This is a genomic window from Rhizobium sp. WYCCWR 11128 (assembly GCF_013416305.1).
GTDB lineage: Bacteria > Pseudomonadota > Alphaproteobacteria > Rhizobiales > Rhizobiaceae > Rhizobium > Rhizobium indicum.
Genome location: NZ_JACCEZ010000004.1, coordinates 444,958 through 470,161, shown reverse-complemented (window position 1 = coordinate 470,161; position 25,204 = coordinate 444,958). Strand labels below are relative to the sequence as shown.

Here is a 25,204-nt window from a genome sequence, read left to right as displayed (position 1 = left end):
GCCGACCTGGTGGTTATGGCGGGGTGGCTGCACCCGTTCCCTTTCCGAACACGGCCGTGAAACGCCCCTGCGCCCATGGTACTTCGTCTTAAGACGCGGGAGAGTAGGTCGCTGCCAGGTCTGCAAAACGCAACTGATGTAAAACAATCTTCTCATTCACAGCCAACGGCCCAAAGCCGAGACAAAGGGCCGCTCACAAAGCGGCCTTTCGTGTTAGAATAATGCAGCAAATCTCAAAGATTTGCACATGGCGCGGGGTGGAGCAGCCCGGTAGCTCGTCAGGCTCATAACCTGAAGGCCGCAGGTTCAAATCCTGCCCCCGCAACCACTGAGACTTGAATATTTTGCCATTCAAGTCGTTTCTCTGAAAGCTCCTCCGCGTAAGCGTCGAGGAGCTTTTTTTGTTTCTGCTCCGTGTCAATCTTGCCGGCCCGCAGCTTCTCCAGATAGTCGTGTTGCTTGAGCGCCTCGAACTGTTTCTCCATGATCGTCGCGGCTTCCATCGCGGCGAGGATCGAGGCGATGCGGCCGTGGACTTCGAGTGATGCCGGCTGGTGGCCCGGGGTCTTGCCGATCACCACTTTCTGAATGAACTGCCGCACGATGTTGATGAACGGCTGCTTCGTTGCGGCATCTGCGTGCTCGCGCATGTAGTAGAACGCGGAGTTGATGACCAGTTCGACGGCCTGCGGGCTGACCTCCGTCTTCAGCTTCCTGATCTTCTCTCCGAAATCTTCCGCCTCTGGCGCCTGCTTCAGACACGCTTCAAGGCCTCCACGGCGCTCCTCAAACTGGTCAAGCATGTCGTCGAACGCTGCCAAGTGCGGCCGGCCTTCGGCCGCGCGATCGCTGATCTGTTGGATGATCTGGCGCTGCTCCTGTTCGACAGCCTTCAACTCCCCGGAAATGCGCTTGCGCTCGTCGGGCTCGTTCTTGACGGACGCGGCGAGGTTCTGGCGAGCCTGTCCGGCGACGTCGTCAAATACGCCCATGGCGAAGAATGCGGCGGGAAGACAGGACAGAACCCGATCCTCCAGGTTCTTGCGCAGAATGGTCTTCTGGTTGGAGCAGCAGGCGCCGCCGAGGCCATCGACCGGCAGCTTGCTCTTGTGGTTCGAGCAGCCGTAGCGTTCCTTGGCCATGATGGCGTAGGAGCCGCCACACTCCGCGCATTCCAGCATGCCACTCAGGAGATAGCTCGGCCGGTGGGTCCGGTTCAGCCGATTGGTCGTCGTTCGGGAAAAGTTCTCCAACGTCGTCAGTTGCCTTTCCTTCACCCGCGCCCAGAGATCGTCACTGATGATGCGCATATGCGGGACTTCCGTGACGATCCATTCGCTTTTGTCGTTGAGGCGCGCGGTTCGGCGTTCGGTCTCCGGGTTCTTCCGAAAATTCTGTTTGTTCCAGATCAATCGGCCGACATAGAGTTCGTTGTGAAGGATGCCGGCCTGACGCTTGCCATCTCCACGGATGGTGTCGTCGCGCCAGTACTTGTGCTCCGGGGCGGGCACGCGGCGGGCATTGAGGCTCTGGGCGATCGCGGCCGGACTGACCCCGTTGGCATATTGCTCGAAGATCCAGCGCACGATCTCGGCCTGGGGCGGTTCGATCTCGCGCAGGCCCCTGATGCGGTCGCCGTTGGCGTCGCGCTGCTGGCCAAGGCGGTAGCCATAGGAGAGGCGGGTCGTTGCGATGCCCTTGCGCGCCGCCGTCTTCATGCCTTCTCGTGTGCGGTAGCGGATTTGCTCCACGAGTTCATGGCTCAGTGTGGAGCGCAGGTGCAACTCCATGTTGCTCACTGGCTGACCGGCTTGGACTGTCCAGATTGCGGTGTCATGGTAGGCGAGATCCTTGAGGATCTTGGAGCTGTGCTCGACGTCACGGGAGAGGCGATCGACGGTGACGCAGAGTACGATATCGATGCGTTCCCGCTTCACATGCGCCAGCAGTTGCTGGATTCCGGGTCGGGATGTAAACGAGGTTCCGCTGATTGCGGAATCGGAATAGACCTCCACCAGCTTCCAGCCCCTGTCTGCGACAAATGTCTTGCCGAGTTCGGTCTGGGTTTCGATCGACACCTCGTTCTGGCGGTCGGTGGAGTAGCGGGCATAAAACAGGACGGTCTTGGTCATGTGCTGAGTTCCATCTTAAACAATCTACTGGGTGAACACTGGCAGGCTTTGCCGGCCAGCTTGATGCGGACCTGCTCGCGGGGGGCAGCTATTCTGCCGCGCTCCGTGCGGCCAGGCGCTGGCGCTGCTTCACCCGGTGCCAAAGGTCCTGGGTTACGATCTGAAGTGCCGGCACGAAGTCGAAACAGTCCCGGCCTGGTACCCAGAAGCGGCCGAGGTAGATCTCGTCGTTGAGAATGCCGTTCTTTGCGCGCGATCACCACGGATCATGCTGTCACGCCATGGCTTGCCGCGCGGACCAATGACACCCAGCGTATTGAGGCCTGCTGCTATCTTTGCCGGCGACATGCCCTCGGCATACAACTGGAAAATCTGCTGAACGACTTGGGCTGCGTCGGCATCTACCGCCGTGAAGCCGAAGATGTATTGGCGATCGGCGTTGAAATCGCCCGTATAGCGGTAGCCATATGAAAGACGCACAAGGCGTTCGGCCTCGTAGAGGTCGTCCGGCATCGGCGCGATATGACTGCCGCGTCCGAACATGCTGCCATGATCATCGCGATAGTATTCGATCAGGTCATTAGTCTTGATCTGAACGCCCGGATCGGCCGCCCAGAGTTCGATGCCATTTCCGCGGAGTTCATGCAGCAGCCATTCCGCAACGGCATGCCTTGAGCACAAGCGGTCCAGCGTATGGCAGAGGATGACATCGATCATCGCCCCTTCAATATATCCAAGGAGTTTACGGGCACCTGGCTGTGCCGTGAAGACGACTTCGCCGATGTCCTCATCGCGGCAGATAGCTTCCAGTGACCAGCCGTTCTCCTTGATGAAACGCTTGGCATAATAGAGCTGTGTATCGGAGCATGCGCCGAGATGGGGTGTGGTCGAACTGCGTGCATAAAACAAAACGTTCTTCGCCATGGTGACCTCTCAGTTGAGATGAAAACTTTCCTTGGGGGACATGGTAGCCGGCAGCGGGAGACCTGAGAGCCCCCGCAGCGCTGCCAAGCCGTCATGGTCTGGCGTCAGTGCGTGATGGAAATTTACGACCAGTCGTGGAAACCGCCCGTGGCGCGAGGTGATTGCCGATGGCAATAATTGCCGCAATCACGTTCGCCGGCGTCGGCCTGGCTAGTAGCCCATAGAGGCGCGGTAAGTCGCGGCCTCGTTGGAGTTGCCACGAAGCCGGCCATCGCGCTGCGGCTCGAGGATCTGCTGCTCAAGACTGTCGCGAGCGCCGAGCCAATACCAACCGCCCTGATCGGGGAGGATAACGAAAACCTCGTTCGGCGTGATCCTGATGCGGGTTGCTCCCGTCTCAGCCTTGATTACCTCACGAAAAAGCCGGTCGCATTTACTGTTCGCGTCGTTCTTCTTCGCTTTGGAGGCCGGCTCCCTGGAGGCGATTGTCGAGGGGGCGATGCGCTTTGTCAGAACCAACACGCGGCTGACCTTCTTGCGGCGCCCCTCGGCCTCGTCGATGTCGATAACAATGCCGCGGCTGAAGATATCGCAGAAAAGGCCGCCGCTCACGGCAACGGAGTGCGTGCTGAGCAACACGACGCAGGGATGATCGCGCTCGACCCCGGTTCGCGCGTTCAGATAGGCAGCGAGTGTCGGCCGGTCAGGAAGATGGCGCCAGTATCCGACGTATCCCAACAGGCGCAGTGCCTCCTGAACCTCTCCGTCACGGGTTCTTTTGATCGGAGGGGTGCGCGGGAAGTCGAGCCACCGCGAGCCGTAGCGCACCTGACGGATTGCGTCTTTCGCTTTAGACAAACCTACGCCGGTGATCGACGCGATAACGCCCGGCCCGGAATACAGGCGGGATTTGGTATCGTTGTCGACGTCGTGCAGGTAGCGCGTTTTGACTGCTCCGGTATCGGAAGCACGCTTGGTCACCTGGTGTTTTGCGCGATCTTTCGGACCCAGAGCGGATTCCGACGGAATGCCGCCGGCGGTGCCCGACTTGCCAAGGGCGAAAGCCAGACTCTTTTGGCGATCGTCCTTAGAGCGGGCGAGCTCGCAGTTCTCTTTCTGCGAGAGTGGGGGATGCGACATGTTGGCTCCTTTCACGAGCAGATCTTCGTCGTCGTCTACGACGAAGATCTGCGCGAAGAGCCTGATCGCGCCTGCGGCCGGTGCAGATTCCGAGACCGGAATCATCCTTGCACTCGATGTCCCGGGACGGCTGGATTGTGGCGCCGTCGACATGGGTTTGGTGAACCATTGGCGCCTCCTTTCCGTTGCGGGCTGGCCTGTTGAACACTTGTCGGCGCCAATAGCTCATAAAGCCGAGCAATTCTCAAGTGTCTGTATTTACATGGCTATCGATGCTAATTTGCTGAGAACTGCCCCGAATCTCGAAATGGGACAGCGGGAACCCCTGAGCGATCAGAACGCGCAACTCCGAGCGGCAATGACAGTAAGTCATTGTTAAGTATGAATTTACGAAAATGCTGTTGCGCATACGCAACACATTGATTGCGCGGTGAGCTATCCGTCAATCAGGCCTGCTTGCCGGCCCGAGCCGCCCCCGTGGTGCATAAGTCCGGCGTGAAGGTCGAGTTTCCGGAACCTCTGTTTCGCGAGTGGGATGACCCCGCGGATCTCGCCGAAGCACTCCAGTTCCACATGCGTCGCCACGGTGAGACCTACTGGGTTCTCTATCGATCGGTCGTGCGGGCTGACGAGCCCATGGACAAGAATACGCTGTTGAGTTGGATCGAAGGCCGGCGCGTGCCGCGAAGCACAGACAGCTTCGATGTGCTTGGTCGTATCGAGCGCCGTTACCGTCTCCGGGAAGGCTATTTCAAAGCGAAGCTGCCGCATCAGTCGCGATCGGCGTCCGGGTTCAATCTATCGGGTATCGAGCCTGCGGAGCGACGCAGGATCGCGTGGCATCTACCAGATGACTTCAATTCGCTTCCGTTCGCCAAGCGCGAGGAGATTCTGGATTGGGTCCGTTGCGTCATCATCAGCGGGTCGACGGACTACCGCAAATTCCAGGCAGCAGCAGCGAAGCAGCGCTACGCCATCCGCTTCCCGGGCGTATCATATGGCGGACGTGCGCCGCGCGATGGAAAGATCACAGTACCGGCGAACTATGAAGAGACCTGGATCGACGACCCCGACCTGCTGTCCGGCGTCATCGATGCGCCGCCGACGCTCGCAATGGAAATGGCCGATTTGGTCCGCTTCAAAACATCCGCACTGACATCGATCGGCTTTCAGCGCAACGGTGTCTGGGGCGAGGAAACCGCCTCCCAGAAGATCGAGCATCTCGGCCTGATGTTTGGCGCACTTGCGGCGTCAAAGGCGGGAGAGATCAAGGGATATGGGGTGCCGCTGCGTCAACTGACCTTCGGGCTGCTTATCTTTCCGAGTGTCTGGGACTGGTATCTGCAATGGCGCGAAAGCCGGCGGGGCTTCTATACGGCCTGGGAAGTCGACATGCTCCGGATCGCCCTGGCGATCACGAAGGAAGGCACCGGATGGCTTCGACAGCATCCTGAACTTCTCGCTCGCGTTCATCCCATTCCCGGTCTCGTTTCGCAAAACGAGATCGACTACGCCCGTGAGGACTGGCACGGAGCCTGCGAGGATTTCCACAAACACGCAGCTCACCGGGTCAAAGAGATCCAGCGGATCGCCCGGGTCCATCGCGATCCCTTCGAGCCGATCATGCCGGTCCTCGAAGCTGACAGTCCGGTCGGCGAATATCGGAAGATCACCGAGGAGATCATCAGGCTGATGCCTGATGAGGAGCGCTATCCGCGTCCGGCCGCGGAAGCAGTTCGCTCGTTCCTGATGCTCCGCCTGGGACTGCATCTCGGACTTCGCCAGAAAAACCTTCGGCAATTGATGCTATGCCCACGCGGACAGATGCCGCGCCCGGAACGCGTGCTCGAAAAACTCAAGCGCGGTGAGCTCCGTTGGAGTGATCGTGACGGTGGCTGGGAGTTCTGATTCCAGCAGTGGCTTTCAAAAATGCCCACTCGTCGTTTTTCGGAGACAAGCCGTTTCGGCTGCTTCTGCCGGATCTGCTCGAGCTCTACCGTCATATCGATGACTACGTCGATCGCCATCGCTCCACGCTTCTGAAGGGAGTTGCCGATCCCGGAACATTCTTTGTGAAAACCGTCAAGACGACAAGCACTGATGCAGCATACGACGTCACGACCTTTTACGAGGCATGGCGGCTCACCATTCAACGCTACGGAATCTACAATCCATACACCGGGCGAGGAGCGATCAAGGGACTGCTGCCCCATGGCCCGCATAACGTCCGGGATGTGCTGGCGACCCATATCCTGAAGCAGACCGGCTCATACGAACAGGCGAGCTACGCCATCCAGGATACGGCGGACATGGTCGCCAAGCACTACGGCCGCTTCCTGCCGCAGGACAAGGCGGCGCTCGCTGCGCGCATTCTCAATCAAGTTTGGGAGGCCGCGTAAAACATAGACGGCGCCGCGAACGATTTCCGGCGCCGAGTCACCACCTATTCATTTCCGCTGTCGGCCCCCCCTTCCGGTATCAACCCGCTGGAGGCGGAGAACATGTCGCCCAGTGATCATGGACGACCGTACGCAGACCATCTACGCTGTCGCCTGTGGAAACGTTCCGGCCGCAATAATTCTATCGAGCGCTTAACGCTCCCCGGATTACTCGCCCAGCCGTTCTATCGTATGCATATCGATGACCCTACCCGTACATGTCGCCTTCTCGGAAATGTTCCTGAAACCAACGAGCAATCTGCGAGTTGCCGCCAACAATCCGAACGGCACCAGCATTGTTGGCCGTCCTGTTGATCTTTGAGATCACAGGCTCGGCACCGCTATTGAACCGGAATCGGCTCACCGTCTTTGCCAAGTTATCGACTGGCGTCGGCACCCGGATATAGAACCCTTTGGTGTAGTAGGTAGCACCCAGCGTGACGGTGAAAGTCGCTGCGGCACGAGAAGATGAACTCGCGGCTGTTGTGATTCTAGCCATGGTCGAAGGTTGGAAGACCTTTCTCACGGATCGCAGATATTTAAGAGTTGAGACAATGAATTAATAAACACAATGGCGTAGGACGGTCTAATAGCGCGGGGGTGAGCAATGTTCGTTCGGTCGAACGGGGGACAGTACGTATCGCTGGGTATCGGCAAGCAGATCGACCGAAAAGGGTCTCTCTGTGCGGTCGAGTATTTCGATTCGCCCACTTCCGAAACCATAGTCCACAATATTGAAAGCCGGCTGATAGAACGCATAACCATTGCCAAGCAAGCGCGGGTCTATTGCTTCGATTCGCGGACGGCCACATGGGAAATTGGTCATCTGCTAGACGACAGCGGCGATAGCCAACTCATTCAGTTCCCCGAGAACAAGTCCAGACGACTGCGGTGCGAGTCGGTGTTCGTCAGATGGGATCTTCCAATCAAGGACCCGACATCATTTCTCGCTAACCGGATAAGCGAGAGCCCGCGCTTTGCGGAAGGGCGAAGCGCGTTTGTTCGCTCACAAACGCATCAACGTGCCGCGTCGAAGGGAATGTCCGCGCTGCTTGCATGCGCTGTGGAACTCGAACCGCATCAGATTGAAGTCGTGCGACGCATCTTGCAAGACCCAGTGCAGCGCTACCTGCTTGCCGACGAAGTGGGCCTCGGAAAGACGATCGAAGCTGGTGTCCTCATCCGCCAATGTGTTCTCGATATGAAAGGGAATTGCACCGTTCTCGTGGCGGTTCCTGCCCCATTGATCAGTCAATGGCGCGCGGAACTATCTAGCAAATTCCTTCTCGAACGTCATCTCGACCGCGGGATTCATGTAATTTCACATGACGAGGATGACCAGATTCGAACCCTTCTGCCCAAGGCGACGATGCTCGTCATCGATGAGGCGCATCAACTGATCGACCTAGGTATCGCGAATGAAACTAGCGTATACCAGGACATCGCCCGCGTCGCTCCAATATTAGAGCGGGTCCTTTTGTTGTCGGCGACACCAGCCCTTCACAATGAGCGTGGATTTATGAGAATGCTCCATCTCCTCGATCCGCCGACATATCCGCTCGATGGCGAGGACGCGTTCCGCCGCAAGGTCGAGAACCGGCAGGCGCTGGCAGAAATCGTCGCCGGTCTGACACCGCAAAATGTGCTGTTTCTCGATCACGCGATAGATCAATTGCGCCGGCTGTTTCCCGAGGATGAATTGCTCCGGGAACACCTTGAGAAGCTCGGTACCATTGTCGAGACGATGCCGGACGAGAGCGATCCGGCGTTGATGGAAACGATTAATCAATTGCATGACCACCTGAGCGAAGTCTACCGGTTGCACCGGCGTATCTTGCGCCATCGTCGTCGAGACATCAGCGGGCTGACACCAGATAGATCAGGGGCCGAGATCGTCCGCTATCGCAGCAGCGATCGGGCAGCCTTGACCAGCGCGTTGGAAGACTGGCGGTTTGGCGAGTCGACCAAACTCGATGAAGCCGACCGCGAGGCACTCTGGAAGAAACGTGCGCGAACCTTTTGGCTCGTGCTCGATCGCGGATCGCAATATCCGAGTTCCGGGGCTGGGCTAGTCAGTCTTCTGGCGCAGCAGACTGGGATAGTTAGTGATGCGAGTCGGTTCGCGGCGGTTCGCCGGTGCCTCGGGCGTCCGGGATTGTTCGAGGATCGCGCCGATGCGCTCATTGAGGCGCTGCAGCCTTTTGTAAGTTCGGGCTCGAAATGCATCGTTTTTTGCTCCGATACCAAGTCTGCCGATCTTCTGGCAAAGCGAATCGCCAGGAGATTGGGCATCGTGGTCGATCGGCATGATCCTACCAGTGAGGCATGGACCGCTTTCAACAATAGCGCCGATCGTTCGGTTCTGGTTTGTGATCGGCGGGCGGAAGAGGGTCTCAATCTCCAGGGAGGCAAGAAGGTCGTGGTCCACTACGACCTTCCTTTCAATCCCAATCGAATGGAGCAACGTTTGGGTCGTGCAGACCGCTACGGATCCGACCATGCCGTGCGCTCTGTTGTGCTCGCTTGCGAGGACGATCCTTTTGAGATGGCGTGGGTCGAGTATCTCGATTCGGCGCTCAAAGTGTTCGACCGATCGGTCGCGGGCCTGCAATATTTGCTGGAGAAAACCATGGGAGGCTTCGCGCTTCCGCTGTTTGTTGAGGGCGCCGAAGGGATCATTGATCTCACAGCGGAGAGCAACGGCGAACATGGGAAGATTGAGCGAGAAATTTCGGCGATAGATCAGCAGTATGCGCTCGACGCCCTGGGCGCGCCACCGGTCACTCTCTTCGACGATCTTGCCGCAGTCGAGGAGAACTGGCTCGCGATGGCGGGCGATACCACTACATGGCTTGAACAAACTCTACAATTTGGGCGCCTCGACGAACCGCGCCTCGCACCGAGCAGCGAGGCAGCGACGCCGTTCCGATACATCTACTCCACCATTCCCGGGCGCCACACACTCGTCCCGATGCAAACCTTCGTGGCGAATTGTGGCTCTGCCCTTGACCTCGGTCCGAGACGTCAAGGAGACACGACGATCAGGACTATGCCCTACACGTTTCGGCGACGCACTGCGTTGCATCCGCGCGCGCGCGCGAACGGTGTCGGTTTGCTGCGATACGGCGACGACTTGATCAGCGGCATCTCAGCGTTCACTGAGTCGGATGATCGCGGCCGATGCTTCGCCATGTGGCGTTTCGCACCGGATCATTCCGGTGACCCGGTCGCTGACATCTACTTCCGGTTCGACTTCGTCCTCGAAGCGGACGGCACCGCAGCGGCGTGCGTGCTCGCGGATCATGGCCGCGATACAGGCGCTGCGCGTGCGGCGATCCGCCGACGCAGCGACATGGCCCTTCCGCCCTTCTATCGCTCGATCTGGCTCGATCGCGAGCTAGCGCCCGTGAAGGATGAGGCGCTGCTCGCTCGCTTGGGTCACCCATATAATGTCGAGCCGGACCGCAGCGGTGCGGTCGATCTCAATTTGACTGCGCGGCGATGGCAGCGCCTGCTGCAAATGAAGCTCCCGGAACTCGCCTACTGGGGGGAGCTTTGCGGAAAAGCGCGTGCGATGGCGGAGGAGGTGCTTCGTGTCAATTCCGAGGTGGTCACGAGCCTTGGCGAGTCAGAGCAGCGCGCGGCCCGCGTCGATCGCGGGCGCCTTGGGCAATTGCGTGCCCGGGCCCGGGCCGGTGCGACGGAAGCGGAAAGCGCCGAGTTCGCATTCGAGGAGCAACTCGCCGCGGCGGTGCGGGCCGGTATCAACGCTCCGCGCGTGCAGCTAGATACGATCGGCGCGGTCTTCATCTCGGCGAGCCGAACGGCAACCGACCGAATTTCGGGCGGCATGTAATGGCGTTGCATGATTTCGGCACCCTACAGGAGGTTCTGCTCGACCTCGCCAAGCTGGAGGCCGAGCCGCCAGCCGTCGATGGCATTTTCGACAGGCTGACCCAGATTCTTCTCGCGTCTCAGGCGACGGGACGGCTCCACAGTCCACATGACGCGATGGCGCTTTTCCGACACGTGCTGCGCCGGCAATCGCTGCGGGCGGGTCAGCAGGCGCAGTTGCGCGTTCCGTCTGGTGCCGGTTGGCCTAGCCGAGATGATTGGGCGGTATTCGGCATTCGGGCGCACAGCGAAGCGAACGGACACTTCCTGATCGAAGCGCGGCCGTGGCGCGCGGCCTGGCTTGAGGACAGCGACAATCCGGTCTTCGAGGATGTCTTCGCCGAGCGAAATGTCCGGCTTGACTGGCAGCGGCCCATCGATCCGTTCCTCGGTGAGGCAAGTGGTTTCGACACCTATGTGTCCCCGGGACAGCGCGAAGCCGTGCGTAGCGCCTTTCTGCTGCCGCCTGGAGAGACCTTGGTGGTTGCTCTGCCGACTGGGTCGGGCAAGAGCTTCGTCGCCCAGGCCCCCGTGCTCGCGCGGGGCCTCGAAGGCGGTCTATCGCTCTGTGTCGTGCCGACGACTGCGCTGGTGCTCGACCAAGCGCGGCAGATGCGGCAGATGCTCAAACGCCGCTACCCTCGCCGGGAAGTGCCTGCGCTTGCTTGGCACGCCGGCCTCCACACGGAGGAGCGCGCCGCGATCAAGTCCGCTATCCGCGAGGGCCGCCAAGGCATTCTCTATTGTTCGCCCGAGGCAGTGACGGGCGCGCTGCTGCCCTCGCTTTACGATACGGCGCGCGCGGGGCTGATCTCGTATCTTATCGTCGATGAGGCCCATCTGGTGAGCCAATGGGGTGATGGCTTCCGCCCCGCCTTTCAAATGCTGGCGGGCGTGCGCCGCGGCCTGCTGGACGCATGCCCCGAAGGCCGGCGGTTCAGGACGCTCCTCATGTCGGCGACCCTGACGCCTGACACGGTGGAAACTATCGACGCGCTGTTCGGGCCCGCGCGCACGGTCCATATGGTCGCCTCGGTCCATCTTCGGCCAGAGCCACAATATTGGGTGCACCGCGAGGACGATCCCGAAGACAAGGATCGTAAGGTTCTCGAACTTCTGCGGCACGCGCCGCGCCCATTCATCCTCTATGTGACGAAGCGCAGTGATGCGAAACGATGGATCCGGCTGCTGCAGCGTGAAGGCTATGCGCGCACCGACTGCTTTCATGGCGAGACGCCGCATGCCGATCGTGTGCGCATCGTCGATCAATGGTCTGAGGGTCGGCTCGATGGAATCGTCGCCACCTCGGCCTTTGGGGTCGGCATCGACAAGCGCGACGTGCGCACGGTCATTCATGCCGCCGTGCCTGAGACGCTTGATCGCTTCTACCAGGAAGTGGGACGCGGCGGACGCGATGGCTGTCCCTCGGCGTCGTTCCTGATCTACTCGCGCGAGGATCAGGAGACGGCCAACCAGATCGCCTCGCCTTCTTTGATCAGCGACGATCTCGCGTTCGAGCGGTGGTCGACCATGTATGGTCACAGCGCGCGACTCGATACCATCGGGCAATTGCTCGAGGTTGACCTGGCAGTCGTTCCCCCGCGGCTGCGGAGGCAGTCGGACTATAACCAATCCTGGAACATGCGTACGTTGATCATGATGGCTCGCGCCGGCATGCTGAAACTTGAATCGCAGGCGCCGTCCCGCATCGCGCAGCGGGAGGACGAGAGCGAATCCGCCTTTGAACTCCGCAGCGACGAGCATTGGTCCGAATATTTTCAGCGCACTGTCGTTGGCATGTCGGAGTTCGGCCACCTCAGCCGCGAACGCTTCGAAGCGCTAATCGGTCAGGAGCGGCAGCGCTCGTTCGATGCAGCGACCGAGAACCGCGCGCTGCTCGACAAGCTGCTCAGTGGTTCGACCGAGGTTTCGCTGCTGCTGGATCGTCTCTACCGCAGCAACGCCCCGGGGCGCTCGGTGATCGTGTCACGCGCGTGCGGCGGATGCCCGACGCATCGCCACGAGGGGACGGCTAACACCGATTATTCGGCGCCTCCCGCCTATGGCATCGAGCAGGTTGGCCGGTTCGACCTCAGCCTCTTTTCCGGTCGTTTCCCGCAACTCGACTTGAACGAGCCGATCATCCTGCCCGTCGAGGACTCGGTCGACGATGCTGCGCTCGTCGGCCTGCTGCGCGATTTCGTCGCGATGTTCGGCGTGCGCGAGATCGCGACCTCCGCGTCGTTTCGCCAGCGCAATCCGGCGCTGTCAGTCTTGCACAAGCAGAGCGAGGATCATGTGCTGTTGTTGCAGACGCTTGAAGAAGAAAGGCTTCGCCCCTCGTCCTACGAGCTTCCTCGGGTGACACTCTGGACGGACGCGATGGGCACGGCGCTGCCGAAAGACCTATTTATCATGAAGCGGCCGCTGCACGTCATCATAGCATCGGCCTCGACGCCGGACTCCTGGAACTTCGCGCGCCGCATTGCCGACACCGGTTCCAATGTGCTAGCGGTCGATCAATTCAATCTCGGAGCGCGTCTGTGAGTCTCCTCAACCAAGCAAGCGACGGCCTTTTCAATGTGCTGATCGTGCTTGTTCGCGCGCTCGTTCGCTTTGGGCCAAAGAGCCGTGAAGATCTAATCCTTACATGTGGTGGCGCCGCCGATGCGTGCGATAGCAGCCAGTTGACTAAGACGTTGAACCGCTGGACCGAACTTGGCCTATTCGGCGAGGAAAACGGGTTCGTTATCATTGCCGAGCCGTACCGTTCTGCGCTCGGCAAGAATGCCGACGGAGCGGAAGCCCGCCTCCCGAAAGTCGCCCGCACGGTAGCGTTCCAGTCGGCAAACAACGCGCGTTTGTGGGAGAGCGAGGGAGCCAAGAGCGCAGACCTGTCGCGCGGCGTGGCTTGGATGCTCGCACAAGACGTTTATACGATCGACGTCAATTCAGACCGTTTGGCTGAACTAGAGGGGCGGCAACTGCTCGACAGCAGCGCGCAGAAGATCGCCCAGAACAATACGCGCTGGAACGGCCTCAAAACCTGGATGCTCTATCTGGGGTTCGCCCGCGACGGCATGCAGTGGGTCGTCGATCCAACGCAGGCGTTGCGCGAGGCGCTTCCCGAGATATTCGGTTCGAACGGAGAATTGTCCGCTCCTGCTTTTGTGGAGCGGGCTGCCGCGGTGCTGCCGGTCCTCGACGGGGGCGCCTATCGGGTCCAGGTCGAGGCCGCGCTGACGGACAGCGCCTGGCCCAGGCTCCGTACCGGCCTCGTCTCCTCGTCCTTGTCGCGGGCGATCCAGCGCCTCGATCATGAGGGGTCCATCACGCTCTCAAACCGAAGCGACACCGAAGGCGTTGTATCGCTCACCGGCAGCAATGCGCGCACCTGGCGGGACGTTTCGCATGTGGCCCTCGCGCAATCAGGAAAGGCACGCTGATGCTCGAGAGATATTGGCCCGGGGCCGACGAGGTCAACGCGTGCATCAAGAACGAAGCTGAGACCGCGGACGTGTCGGTCCTATTAGCAGTTCATCAGCCGACTCCGCTCACGACGCGCAACGCCGGTACGAACATCGAGGCTGCGGCAAGCGAGCAGGAACTGCTCGATGCTTTTCTTTCCGACGACGTGCCGGGCGGATATCTGCTGTTTCCGATCACCGGGCCTTCGGGCGTCGGCAAGTCGCACATCATCCGCTGGCTGGACGCGCAGCTCCAGCGCTCGCCCAAGAGCGAGCGCCTCCACATCATCCGTATTCCCAAGAGTGCAAGTCTCCGACGCGTTGTCGAACTCATCCTCAAGCCGTTGGAAGGCGATCCGCGCTTCGAGAGGTCGCGATCGGAACTTACGCGTGCGATCGCGGAGGTCGACAAGCGCAAGGCCGTGGTACTATTCCGCGCGCAGATCGAGAATGCGCTGGCGAGCCGGGCGGAGGCGCTGCTGCTGGAGGCGCGCGAACATAAGGACCGCGCAGCCGAGTTGAGACCGCTGATCGGTCATGCCCAAATGTTGCCGAAGCTGTTTGGGGACGCCGCGCTTAAGGACCATTTCGATGAGACCGTCCTCGCCCGAGTCGTCGCGCGCGCGCTGCGAGGCCGGGAAGACGGTACGGAGGGAGACGAAACCCAGTCGCAATTCTTCGACGAGGACCTGCTTCTTCCCGACACGGTCAATCTCAACGAAGCGGCGCTGCCGGTAAAGACCTATTATCAGACTCAGCTCGCCGTGCAGGATGTGCGCCGCCGCCAGGCCGCGGCGGACCTTCTCAACACCATCGTCGACACGTCTATCGGCAATGTTTTCCAGCTCGAGCAGAGCACCGGTGGCATTACCTTGCAGGACATCATCCTCGGTATCCGTGAGATCCTCCTCAAGGACGACATGGACTTGGTGCTGCTCGTCGAGGATTTCGCCGCGCTGTCGGGCATTCAGGATGTGCTGCTCAAGGTGTGTGTGCAGGAAGGCACCCATGACGGCAAGAAGGTACGCGCCACTATGCGCACGGCGCTCGCGCTCACTGACGGTTATCTCGCCTCGCGCGACACGATCCTGACGCGCGCGCAACGCGTCTGGGTGATCGGCCACCGCGAGCAGAGCGACGATGAGATCAACCGCGCCGTGATCGAGATGGTCGGCGCCTATATGAATGCGGCCCGCTGGGGCGAAGACGGCCTGCGCAAACGCTTTGTCCGTCGCGGTGCCGACGACGGGCTCACCGGCTGGTTGCCGGCCTGGCAGGACGAGGAGCAGAGCGACGAGGAAGCCGAGGCGCTGACCGCCTTCGGCTTCTCTGCGCGCGGACACGCGCTGTTTCCGTTCAGCCGTCTGGCGATCGAGCAACTCGTCCGCCAGCATCTAACGGACGCAAATCGGCTCGTCTTCAACCCGCGCCGGGTGATCAACGAGATCCTCCGCCGTCCGTTGCTGATGCGAGCCACGTTCGTCAGCGGGAATTTCCCGCCGCCCGAATTCCACGGGCTGCGTCCAAACGCGTATCTCGCCGGGCTGATCCGGCAGGTAAGCCAACCCGAGCAAGTCAAGCGGCGCTTGGGATCGGCGCTGGCGGTATGGGCTGGCAATGCGGCGGATCAGGCCGCGCTTGCCAATGTGCGGCCGGCGATCTTCTCGACCTTCTCGCTGCCGACGCCGGCCGAACTCGCCAACGTGGCGTTTGTACGTTCACCCACTCCGCCAAATTCGCCGGCAGGCCCGGCTTCCGGAGAAACTCCGCCATCCGGGCCTCTTCTTCCTCCGCCAGCGCGAGCCGAGCAGGATCCGCGCGTCACGGCCTGGTCGAAGAAGCTGGATGCTTGGGCGTCTGGTAACGAGCTGGTTCAGGCTGACGCGCGTGAGCTTCGAAGCGCCTTGGCGGCGATGCTAAAGGGCGCGATCAATTGGCCGGCATTTCGCATTCCGGATCAGGAGATCAAGGCCACTTGGCTTGCTGTCGCCGGGGCACGCAACAATCCTGTCGGCGGTCGCATCCTTGTGGTTTGCGATAGCCATGACGACCAGGAAGGTACGCTGCGCGAAGGCTTTCTCGGTGCACTGCGGTTCGGCTTCAACGGTCACCGCTGGGATTATCCCGAGGCAGATATTGACTATGTCGCGAGCGCCGCGATCATCGATCGTTTGGTCGCGCAGTTGGTCCCGATGCTCATTACGGAAGCAAATGCGCAGACCGCGGTGATCGGCCGAGCCCTGCTCAATCAATCGCGCATTGTTGGCCTTTCCCCTCCGGTTCGGCCGGCTGGCGCCGAGCCGCTTCTGCGCGGCCTTTTCTCCCCGCCGCCGCAGGTGGAGACGCAAGCGTTCGAAGAAGGCTGGGATCAGCTTCGCACCCAGGCGACGGCGTTGGTCAACGGCCGGAGCACGCGCACGATCCTGCAGCAACTACTGCTCGATCGCAGCGCCAGCTTTCAGGGCACCGGAAGCAAGCCCTTCGCGGTCGACAGCCCCCGGCTGCTCGATGTGCTTGCCGGGGATTCGCCGACGGGGCCGCTTCTGGACGGGTTGCCGGACGAGGCGCGGACCTTCATCCCGACCATGACCGACGCGCGTATCTGGGGAAAGCTGCAGTCGGTCATAGCCAAGCTTCGTGCCTTTCGCAGCGAGGTCGCTGATTATGTCGACGAAAACTTCGACAAAGGCGCTTTCGTTGGCGATTTGCGCGAGATCATCCCGCTGCTGCAGAAGACCAACTGCTGGCCCGACAATGTCACAATCAAGCTCAGTGAGTTCGAAATTCGCCTAACGGAGTTCCAGACCAGCCGCTTCGTCGACTTGGTTGAAAAGACGGCGATGATCGTCGACGAAGCTGACCGTGAGCAAGTCCCGAAGTTGCTCAACGCGCTCGGGTCGCTCGATCTCGGATTGATCCAGCGGACCATGTCGTTCCTGACCCTCGCCAACCAGATCGTGTCGCAAGCTGAGTCGCGCGTCACTCAGCAGGAGGCGGTTCGGGGCCAATCGGATCCCACTTCTGTTGTGTCGGAGATTACTAGCCTGCTCGAAGGCGCGAGTGGAACGTCGCGCGTGGCAGCGGAGGCAGCCGAATGAGCACCTCGCTTCCCGCGCGCACCAAGGCGCTTCGCGAACGGCTGGTTGCGCTCGACCTGCTTGGTGCGAATGTCGAGGAAACAGGGCTGCTCGAGGATCTGCGCTCGGACCTCGCGTCGCCCGCGGCCGAACTCAGCCGTGCCCTCGACCAGCGTGCGCTGCTGCTCGGTTCGGAAATCGAAACGCCCGAACCACCCTCGCTCGAGACGGCACGCAAACGGGCCGCGACACTGCTCGATCGCTTTACCGCTGAGCGAAAGGCAGCCGCGCTCAAAAAGGGCACTGGTTGGGCCAATCTGCTCAAGGAGATAAAGACGGCCTCAACGGACGTATCCGACTCCGTCGTGCGTGCCTGGAAGGGATATCGGCAAACCTTGTTCACCGGCGAGGCGCCAGCATTAGTGAAAGGACGCATTGCCTTCACGCCGGCGAATAATACCGCGTTCAAGACCTATGAGCAACTCCACCAGACGTTCCGAGCCGAGTTCGACAAGCTCCCAGCGGACCAGGCAGCGATCGAACGCGTGAAGGCACTGGCGGCACGGCTTACCGAGACGGCGAAGGAGTTCGACTTCGACGTGCCGGCCGACGTTAAGCGCTTCCTCGAGGCCATCCAGAGCGGGGGGGCGAAGCTCGACCTGCTGACCGAAGCGGTCCTCAAATGGCTCAACGAGAATGATGCCTTCGACAATTACCGCATCGTGCCGGGGAGTGCAGATGGAAGCCGATGAAGCCCTGCTGCTCGCCGCCCTCGATGAGATCGAGCAGCGTGAAGCCCGGCTCCTGACATGGGGCCTGGTTGATGGCTACGTCTCGGCGGGCGAATTGCACGGCATTATCGATGCACTGCTCGATGATCCGAGATTGGGCGCCGGGGTTTCGTTCGCGGATGGAGGTCACGTCATCGTCGCCCTGATCGATCGTGCCCTCCTGTTCGACGTCGGTGAGGTATCGGGCTCGCGATATCGGTCGCGGATGGCGGAAGGCGTGCGTCTAATGTTCCGGTTGCGCCAACTCTTTCCGCAACATCGCGGGCCCATCGGCTGGCAGACCGCGCCGACCCTCGTTGCCGATTTCCGTTTCATTTGGCGCCGACGTCGATACCCGCGGCGCGAAATCGACGCGGCGACTGCGCTCGCTCGGATCGCGTCAGCAACGCCCGATCAGGCCGCGCGCACGGCTCTGTCGGCGCTCGTTGATAGCTACGGGCCAAGATTTGCGCTTGCAGGCTTTCAGGTCGCGGCAGTTGCGCGGATCCTTGGGAGCTTTGAGGGTTCGCAATCGACAGCCACGCTGGTCAGCGCTGGCACCGGTAGCGGCAAGACCTTGGCCTTCTATCTGCCCGCGCTGTCGCGGATCGCCTCGCATATACAGCGTGATGCCGTCGGCGACCGATGGGTCAAGGTCCTCGCTCTTTATCCGCGCAACGAACTTCTCAAGGATCAGTTCGCCGAGGTCTATGGCCAGGCACGCCGGCTCGATACGTTGCTCGCGGCGCACGGACGCAGGAAGATCCTGATCGGCACGTTCTTCGGTCCGACGCCTCGGTCCGCAGAAAAAGCGCACGAGGCACGCAGCGGCTGGCGACAAACCTCCACCGGTCTCGTCTGCGAATATCTCCGTTGTCACTCGCCGGGTTGTGACGGCGACATGGCGTGGCGGGACGCGGACCGGCGCGCGGGGCGTGAGCGGCTCGAATGCCTAGAATGTTCCGCCGCCATCGAGAGCGACGAGATCATTCTCACCCGCGATCGGTTGCAGACGGAGGCGCCCGACATTCTGTTCACCACGACTGAGATGCTCAACCAGCGCATGGGGGACGACAGTTTCCGGCATCTGTTCGGAATCGGCGAGCGTGCGCAGCGCCCGGCGGAGATGATGCTGCTGGACGAAGTCCATACTTATGCCGGCAGTTCCGGTGCTCAAGTTGCCTTCCTCTTGCGTCGATGGCGGCGGCTCTTACGGCGGCATGTCATCTTTGTGGGCTTGTCGGCCACGCTCAAGGACGGTGCCCGCTTCTTCGCGCAGTTGACCGGCCTGTACGAACAGGTGTCGGCTGAAATCGCCCCTTCCAACAAAGACATGATCGCGGAAGGCGCCGAGTATCTGCTCGCGCTGCGAGGCGATCCAGTGTCGCGAACGGCTTTGTTGTCGACGACGATCCAAACCGCAATGCTTCTTTCCCGGCTTCTCGATGCGCCCGATGAACAGAAGAGTGAAGGCATCATCGGCGAACGTGTATTTCTGTTCACCGATGACATCGATGTGACCAACCGCATGTATTTCGCCATGCTCGATGCCGAGGGCCGTCGCAGCAACCGCGCATTCGACATGGTGAACAAGCCGGACGGGGGCCTCGCTTCGCTGCGCCGTCCGCTGCCGGCCCAGCACCGCAAGCTACATGGCCAGGATTGGGAGGCGGTAGTTGAGATCGGCCACACTCTCCAGCCGCAAGATCGCAAGGCAATTGGTCGCGTAATGTCGATGGATCCGGGCGTCGGCAACAATCTCGACATCATTGTCGCGACCGCGTCGCTCGAAGTTGGATTCAACGATCCGCGCGTCGGTGCGGTCATCCAGCACAAGGCACCGCGCGACGTTGCGCAATTTCTACAGCGCAAAGGTCGCGCTGGCCGATCGCGCCAGATGCGACCCTGGACCGTCGCCGTGCTGTCCGATTATGGCCGGGACCGGCTCGCCTATCAGGGCTATGACCTGCTGTTCGATCCCGAGTTGCCGCTGCGTACGTTACCGATCGCGAACCGCTACGTGATGCGCATTCAGGCCGTCTACGCGACCTTCGACTATCTCAGCCAAATGCTGCGTTCCGCGCGCTCTGGGAGCGTGTGGCGGGATCTGTCGCGCAGTAGCGGCGACGCCTACGATCGGGCGCGGCAGACCGCGCTCGCCGCACTCATCCGTCGCATCCTGACCATCCCAGCCGAACTCGACCGTTATGCGTCCTATCTCGCCTCGGCTCTGAAGGTAGATGAAAGCGCGATCTCGCCATTGCTCTGGGATCACCCCCGGCCGCTGATGATGCAGGTCCTGCCAACTGCCCTTCGCCGTCTCGAGACCAACTGGCGCGCCGGGGGGCGGGCAGGCGAGGATTATCAGGTCTCCAACTCACCTTTACCTGAATTCGCGCCGGCGAACCTGTTCAGCGACCTCAACCTTCCTGAAGTCGATATCGTCTTACCCCAACCCGGCAGCGCAACGCCCGAGCGAGCTGCGATGCCGATCGCGCAGGCCCTGCGCGAGTTCGCGCCCGGCCGCGTTTCGCGGCGATACGGCATCAGTCATGCATCCGAGCGTCATTGGTTATGCCCGGCTCTCGATCAGAACCGCGCACAGGCAGTGCCTCTCGAGCCGCTCGCCCGTCTCGACCACCTTGGCGATTGGCGGATTACTGTCGCCGGTTCGGTTCGGCTGGTCCCGGTCTATCGGCCGCGTGTCCTCCAGGTCCAACCACCGCCCACCACGGTTGTCGATACGTCCAATGCCCGCCTTCGCTGGCGCAGTCAGATTGTCGCTCGCAATCAAGGTTTGGTGCTCGATCCGCCGCGCGGTGGTCCGTGGACATCGTTGATCGAAGATGTCCGGTTCTACTCGCATGAAGGACTGAACCCGATCGAAGTCCGCCGGATGGCGCTTGGGAGCGACGCGGGCATTCGCTTTCGCGATGGCGTATCACTGCCTAAGGAGTTCCACTTCGAATTGGATGGTGAAGCGGTCGCCCTAGGGTTCAGTCTCGCTGTCGATGCGATGTGCATACGCTTGCGGTTCCCCGAGGCCTTGTGGTCAAACCTCGGACCGGAGTCGGACCCGCGTTATCGGGCAATGCGCACAGCGCGCTTCCACCATCAGGCATTGCACGGTGCGCTTGCCCAACGTGTAGAAAACACGTTCGCGCGCGAATGGTTGGCGTATCTTATGCTCGCAGCCCTCAGCAACGAGGCGATCGCGCGTGGTATCGCGTTGAGGGAAGCGGCCGTACGATTGGCGGCCGGGAACGCCGAACTCGACCTCGACCAGACGCTCAACATCCTCTTTCAGTCTGCGATCGTCGATGATGCGAATGCGCAAGGGAACCAGCAGGATAGGCTGCGCCAAGATCTGGCCGGCCTCCTCGCAGACCCGCAAGTGGTGGCCAGCCTGTTTGACTTGGCAGAGATCCTATGGACGCCGATCAACGCAAGCTGGGAGCCATGGCTACGGGAGCGATACGCTTCGACCATTGGCGCGGCCGCGCTCAGCGCCATCACCAGCCTATGCCCGCAGATCGACAGCGACAGTCTGATCCTCGACGTGACGGCAGGGGTTCGCGAGGAGGATGACGTGCTCGCCGGCACGCCCGATGGTGAGATTTGGATCACCGAGATGGCGCCGGGCGGCAACGGACAGATCGAAGAGGCGCAGCGCCAATATGTCGAGGACCCGCGACGGTTCTTCAGCCTGATGACGGCGGCGCTACGCGACAATGATTTTTCGCTCAGTGATTATCAACTCGTTCGTTTCCTCGCGTCGGTCGTGGAGGGCGATAGCGAGGATCCGCTGCCAACCGCAACGCGCGCGTTCCGCCAGGCCTCGGGCGCGGTTGAAAGCCATGCGAGCTTCACCGCTTTGCGTCACGCGCTCGCGGATGATGGATTCGTGACCTTTCATGCATTCATCGTCGCGCTCGCCAACCGCATCCTGCGGCCCGGGTCGAGCGGCGACAGCGATGCCTTCTTCCTCGGCGCAGTCCGGTTGTGGGACGCCGAGGAAGCGCGGCTTGGCATTGAGTTGGATGCTCGCGTGCTCGCCTACCGTCTCGCGCGCTCCGACGATATTGACGCAGCCCTTGCCCTGGCGGGCATCGATACGCCGACGATTAATCCGGATCAGTGGCGATACGGCGTGATTTACGGACTGCTCTGGCCCCGCGGCGCCCATATCCGGCAATCGGGTCTTCGGCCCTACTCGCCATTTGCCGATCTGCCGTCGCCTGATCCCCTCCTGGTGCGGACCTATCTGGCGGAGGATGCCGAGATCGTCGATCTCGAGGCTGAAGGCTGGCAGGATGTTTGCCTTGATCGCCTCGCGACTGTCGGCGTGGCGACGTTGGTCTGCCCGATTGCAGCTTTACCTCGTCTGGCGGATGCTCTGAGCTTTCTGGCGACCAATCCGGTGCAGTCCGCCTATTTGTCGGTGTTCGCCCGCGTACGGGCTGTGCGACGGGTGGAGAACGCTTTCCACGTAGATGTCGATGTCGCGGAGGCCCTGCAATGAGCTTCGAAACACGACGGATTTTCAAGAGCGCGGTGACGAGCCAGAATCTCATTCGTGAACTCCTTCAAATGATGTTCCTCGGCGAACTCCTCGCGCCGGGCGGAGAGCGCGCCTGGTTGGTCAGCCCCTGGATCAGCAACGTGGTGCTATTCGACAACCGCGCAGGTGGCTTCGGTTCGATAAATCCGGAGTGGGGCACACGCGAGATCAGACTGGTTGAGGTTTTGACCGACGTCATGGCGCGCGGCACGGCCCTCGGCATTACAACCAGCCTGGACGATCACAACCAACCGCTCATCGATGCGCTCACAATGGCGGCGGACGAGGGCGGCCTCACAGACAAGTTGCGCATCGTCCGGCGACAGCATCTCCATATCAAGGGCGTGCTATTCAAACGAGGCCTTCTCACCGGGTCGATGAATCTCACCTACAACGGCCTCGAATTGAACGACGAGATGGTGGTTTACGACACCACGCCGAAGACGCTCGCCGAAGCGCGGATCAATTTTGAATCCTATATAGGTGCGGCCGCATGATCGAGCATCTGCCCGAGAGTGAGCAAGCGTGGCTCGAGACCTTCTTCGCGCTTCCGAACGAATTAAATTGGAGGTCGCTTCTCGGCGGTTCCGCGCCTGCAGAACAGGCCGATCAGGTTCGTCGATGGCTTACTCATCTGAGGCCTGATAGTGCCAATGCGCCGCTGGTTTTACCATTCATGCGCGGCGGAGAGGTGACGGGTTGGTACGCCACCACGCAAGGCATGGCCGGCGAAGATGAACTCGGGGACGAGCTCAAAGCGTGGCTGGGATCATGGCTCAGCCGCTTCGACCGAGTCCCGAGCGATGCCTCCGATCCCATGGCGGCCGCGCTTCGCGGCCGCTTCGGTGGGGCGGTTTATCGCTTCACCGGACCCGATGGCGCAGCAAGGCGGGCGATCGCTGATCGCTTAGGTGATTGTGCAGTGCTTCTCGGACGAAAGCCGACAGTGACACGCGTGCAGATCCGTCCGGTCGGAGCGATCCGTGGCGACTTCGAGCGCGCGCTGCTGGCGGGCGACGAGACGCAGGCCGAGGCAATGATCGCCGAGTTGAAGCAGACCGGACGCCTCAACGAAGAAAACCTGAAATATCTCGACGTGCGGCTGAGCGCTGGTCTCGGCCTCTGGCCGCAGATCGCGCGCGATCATTGGCTCATCAAGACGCTCGCGGAGCTTGCCCTTCCGCCTCAGATTCTCGCAGACCTAATCGAGGCGCTTTACCGCACCTATGTCGACGAGGCAGAGGCAGGTGACGATCCCGCCGCGCTACGTGAAGCCTTCGCCAATCACGTCGCAACACCCTATCCCAAACTGTTTGCATCGCGTCGGGGCATTCGTGCACCACGGGTGGTCAAGGCCTTCGCGCTGTTTGAGCAGTTGCAACCGAGTCCCGACCCTGCGATCGTCGCGTCGCTTCTCGCACTGTTGCCTGCGGGATCGGGCACCGGCTTGTTCGAGTTGGCTCCCTTCACAGAGGCAAAGTCCCCATCTGCCACGACGTTGGACGAGGCGGAAGAAGCTTATGACGACAGGCAGATCGATCGCGCTTTCGAATTTTACATGCGGCTGCCGCCGAGCAAGAAGACCATCAGCAGGTTGGTGTCCTGCGTGGGTACGATCGGAACCGACGTGGCGCGGGATCGTCTCTTTTCGCTGCTTGAAGGCTCCGATCCGAAGATCTTCGAGTCTTTGGCGCCCGCAGTCGCAGCGAAAATCGAGAGCCTGAGGCTGTCGCAGACAGCCGATTCAGCGCCCGCGCAAGCCCAACCGACGCCCGCAGCCACGCTAAGCCCGTGGTTGCGGTGGGCGGAGCAGTTGCAGGCGGGGCGAAATCTCGTAGCCGCCGAGCGCGACGCGCAATCCGCTCCGACCAACTGGGATGCATCAGAGATAAGAGAAAGCAGTGCACTCGCCCAGCAGTTCGCCAATATCATCGGCGGTCTCGATGGCGAGGGCAGCGCGATCGCTCGCGCTGCCGTTCCGCAGATCTTCGCGAGCTTCTTCCCCGACGACGTGAAGGCGTCGCCGGCAGCAAAGCCGATCGCGTCGTTGCTGTTCCTGCTGATCGCGGTAAGCGATACGCTATCACGATCGGATCTCGACCTACTCGCACAGTTGACGACAATGCTGATCGAGCAGGGATTGTCATCATCCGAGTACGTGTCGCTGATGAATGATCTCGAAGATGTGCAGAAGAGGATCGGCTCCTACGCCTATCTGCCGTGGAGCCTCGACGTCGCTGAGTCGCTCGCGATCCTTCCCAGCCCGTCGGATCAGGCCCGCGACGCCCGGCTGAGGCTTTTTCTGCAGGTGCTTGGCCAAGCCGCCAGTTTTGCCCATCGACTGGCGCCGGCAGATCTAGTTTCGGTCGACACGCTGGCGAAAGACTATGGCGTCGGGTCCGAGGCGGTCAACGTCCTCAAGCGCGAGCAGGACGTGGACGAGGTTGCCGCCGCTGCTCTGCCCAACCTTGAGGGCAAGACAATCGGCATCTACACGCTGGCCGAAGCGGCGGGCAGCCGGGCGAAAATCGCGCTTGAAAGGCTGTTTCCCGGATGCAAAGTGGTCGTGAATTCGGACCTGGTCGCGACGACTCAACTGACAAATCTCGCCAAGACTGCAGACCTGTTCGTCTTCGCCTGGAAGAGCAGTAGCCATCAAGCCTTCTACTGCGTGAAGGATGCGCTGGTCGGTAAAGAGCCGATCTGGGCGCCGGGTAAAGGAACGGCGAGCATCCTACGGGCAGTCCTCGATCGGCTCAACTGAAGCTGAAAATAACATCTCCGAACTCCGAAGCGGGTGA

11 protein-coding genes, 1 tRNA gene, 1 rRNA gene and 2 pseudogenes are annotated in these 25,204 nt (G+C 61.1%); 12 read left to right on the top strand and 3 right to left on the bottom strand.

The features are described 5' to 3' along the window. The first annotated feature begins 5 nt into the window (after positions 1 to 5). The 3 genes from rrf to HX898_RS33240 all read left to right on the top strand — a co-directional run bounded on the left by rrf (position 6) and on the right by HX898_RS33240 (position 545). Positions 6 to 120 (top strand): 5S ribosomal RNA (rrf, locus tag HX898_RS16880). Positions 121 to 251: 131 nt separating this feature from the next. Further along, positions 252 to 328: transfer RNA gene (locus tag HX898_RS16875), tRNA-Met, on the top strand. Positions 329 to 401: 73 nt separating this feature from the next. After that, positions 402 to 545, top strand: a complete 144-nt coding sequence (locus HX898_RS33240; protein WP_246697926.1) for a hypothetical protein — start codon at positions 402 to 404, stop codon at positions 543 to 545. A 780-nt stretch (positions 546 to 1,325) separates the two neighbouring features. Here the strand turns inward: HX898_RS33240 and HX898_RS33235 are convergent. The 3 genes and pseudogenes from HX898_RS33235 to HX898_RS16860 form a co-directional block, all read right to left on the bottom strand. Next, positions 1,326 to 2,132, bottom strand: a pseudogene (locus tag HX898_RS33235) (recombinase family protein); the annotation flags it as partial. Positions 2,133 to 2,285: 153 nt separating this feature from the next. Then, positions 2,286 to 3,056, bottom strand: a complete 771-nt coding sequence (locus HX898_RS16865) for a recombinase family protein (RefSeq protein ID WP_246697925.1) — start codon at positions 3,054 to 3,056, stop codon at positions 2,286 to 2,288. 210 nt (positions 3,057 to 3,266) lie between these two features. Further along, positions 3,267 to 4,301, bottom strand: a complete 1,035-nt coding sequence (locus tag HX898_RS16860) for a hypothetical protein (protein ID WP_246697924.1) — start codon at positions 4,299 to 4,301, stop codon at positions 3,267 to 3,269. A gap of 390 nt (positions 4,302 to 4,691) precedes the next feature. Here HX898_RS16860 and HX898_RS16855 point away from each other — a divergent pair. The 9 genes and pseudogenes from HX898_RS16855 (at position 4,692) to dpdD (ending at position 25,167) form a co-directional block, all read left to right on the top strand. Then, positions 4,692 to 6,595: pseudogene (locus tag HX898_RS16855) on the top strand (hypothetical protein). A gap of 646 nt (positions 6,596 to 7,241) precedes the next feature. Further along, positions 7,242 to 10,490 (top strand): protein DpdE, encoded by a 3,249-nt coding sequence (gene dpdE, locus HX898_RS16850; protein ID WP_180195172.1) that lies wholly within the window; start codon positions 7,242 to 7,244, stop codon positions 10,488 to 10,490. Next, positions 10,490 to 13,075, top strand: a complete 2,586-nt coding sequence (gene dpdF / locus HX898_RS16845; RefSeq protein WP_180195171.1) for a protein DpdF — start codon at positions 10,490 to 10,492, stop codon at positions 13,073 to 13,075. The genes dpdE and dpdF overlap by 1 nt, the downstream gene beginning before the upstream one ends. Then, positions 13,072 to 13,974: a protein DpdG gene (gene dpdG / locus HX898_RS16840; protein WP_180195170.1), complete on the top strand. Its 903-nt coding sequence runs from the start codon at positions 13,072 to 13,074 to the stop codon at positions 13,972 to 13,974. Before dpdF ends, dpdG begins: the two co-directional genes overlap by 4 nt. Beyond that, on the top strand, positions 13,974 to 17,093 hold the full coding sequence (dpdH, locus tag HX898_RS16835; protein WP_180195169.1) for a protein DpdH: 3,120 nt from the start codon (positions 13,974 to 13,976) through the stop codon (positions 17,091 to 17,093). Before dpdG ends, dpdH begins: the two co-directional genes overlap by 1 nt. Beyond that, the gene (locus tag HX898_RS16830; RefSeq protein ID WP_180195168.1) at positions 17,090 to 17,824 is read left to right on the top strand and encodes a hypothetical protein; all 735 of its coding nucleotides are present in this window, start codon (positions 17,090 to 17,092) and stop codon (positions 17,822 to 17,824) included. Before dpdH ends, HX898_RS16830 begins: the two co-directional genes overlap by 4 nt. Next, positions 17,811 to 22,364, top strand: a complete 4,554-nt coding sequence (gene dpdJ, locus HX898_RS16825; RefSeq protein ID WP_180195167.1) for a protein DpdJ — start codon at positions 17,811 to 17,813, stop codon at positions 22,362 to 22,364. Before HX898_RS16830 ends, dpdJ begins: the two co-directional genes overlap by 14 nt. Next, positions 22,361 to 22,900, top strand: a complete 540-nt coding sequence (gene dpdK, locus HX898_RS16820) for a phospholipase D-like domain-containing protein DpdK (protein WP_180195166.1) — start codon at positions 22,361 to 22,363, stop codon at positions 22,898 to 22,900. Before dpdJ ends, dpdK begins: the two co-directional genes overlap by 4 nt. Next, positions 22,897 to 25,167, top strand: coding sequence for a protein DpdD (gene dpdD / locus HX898_RS16815; RefSeq protein ID WP_180195165.1), 2,271 nt, complete (start codon positions 22,897 to 22,899; stop codon positions 25,165 to 25,167). Before dpdK ends, dpdD begins: the two co-directional genes overlap by 4 nt. Positions 25,168 to 25,204 lie beyond the last annotated feature (37 nt).

Excerpts from the sequence above, each read along its gene's own strand:
- HX898_RS16860 (WP_246697924.1), bottom strand. The coding sequence starts at position 4,301 with ATGATTCCGGTCTCGGAATCTGCACCGGCCGCAGGCGCGATCAGGCTC.
- dpdK (WP_180195166.1), top strand. The coding sequence starts at position 22,361 with ATGAGCTTCGAAACACGACGGATTTTCAAGAGCGCGGTGACGAGCCAG.
- dpdD (WP_180195165.1), top strand. The coding sequence starts at position 22,897 with ATGATCGAGCATCTGCCCGAGAGTGAGCAAGCGTGGCTCGAGACCTTC.
- HX898_RS16830 (WP_180195168.1), top strand. The coding sequence starts at position 17,090 with ATGAGCACCTCGCTTCCCGCGCGCACCAAGGCGCTTCGCGAACGGCTG.
- dpdE (WP_180195172.1), top strand. The coding sequence starts at position 7,242 with ATGTTCGTTCGGTCGAACGGGGGACAGTACGTATCGCTGGGTATCGGC.
- dpdF (WP_180195171.1), top strand. The coding sequence starts at position 10,490 with ATGGCGTTGCATGATTTCGGCACCCTACAGGAGGTTCTGCTCGACCTC.
- HX898_RS16865 (WP_246697925.1), bottom strand. The coding sequence starts at position 3,056 with ATGGCGAAGAACGTTTTGTTTTATGCACGCAGTTCGACCACACCCCAT.
- dpdJ (WP_180195167.1), top strand. The coding sequence starts at position 17,811 with ATGGAAGCCGATGAAGCCCTGCTGCTCGCCGCCCTCGATGAGATCGAG.
- dpdH (WP_180195169.1), top strand. The coding sequence starts at position 13,974 with ATGCTCGAGAGATATTGGCCCGGGGCCGACGAGGTCAACGCGTGCATC.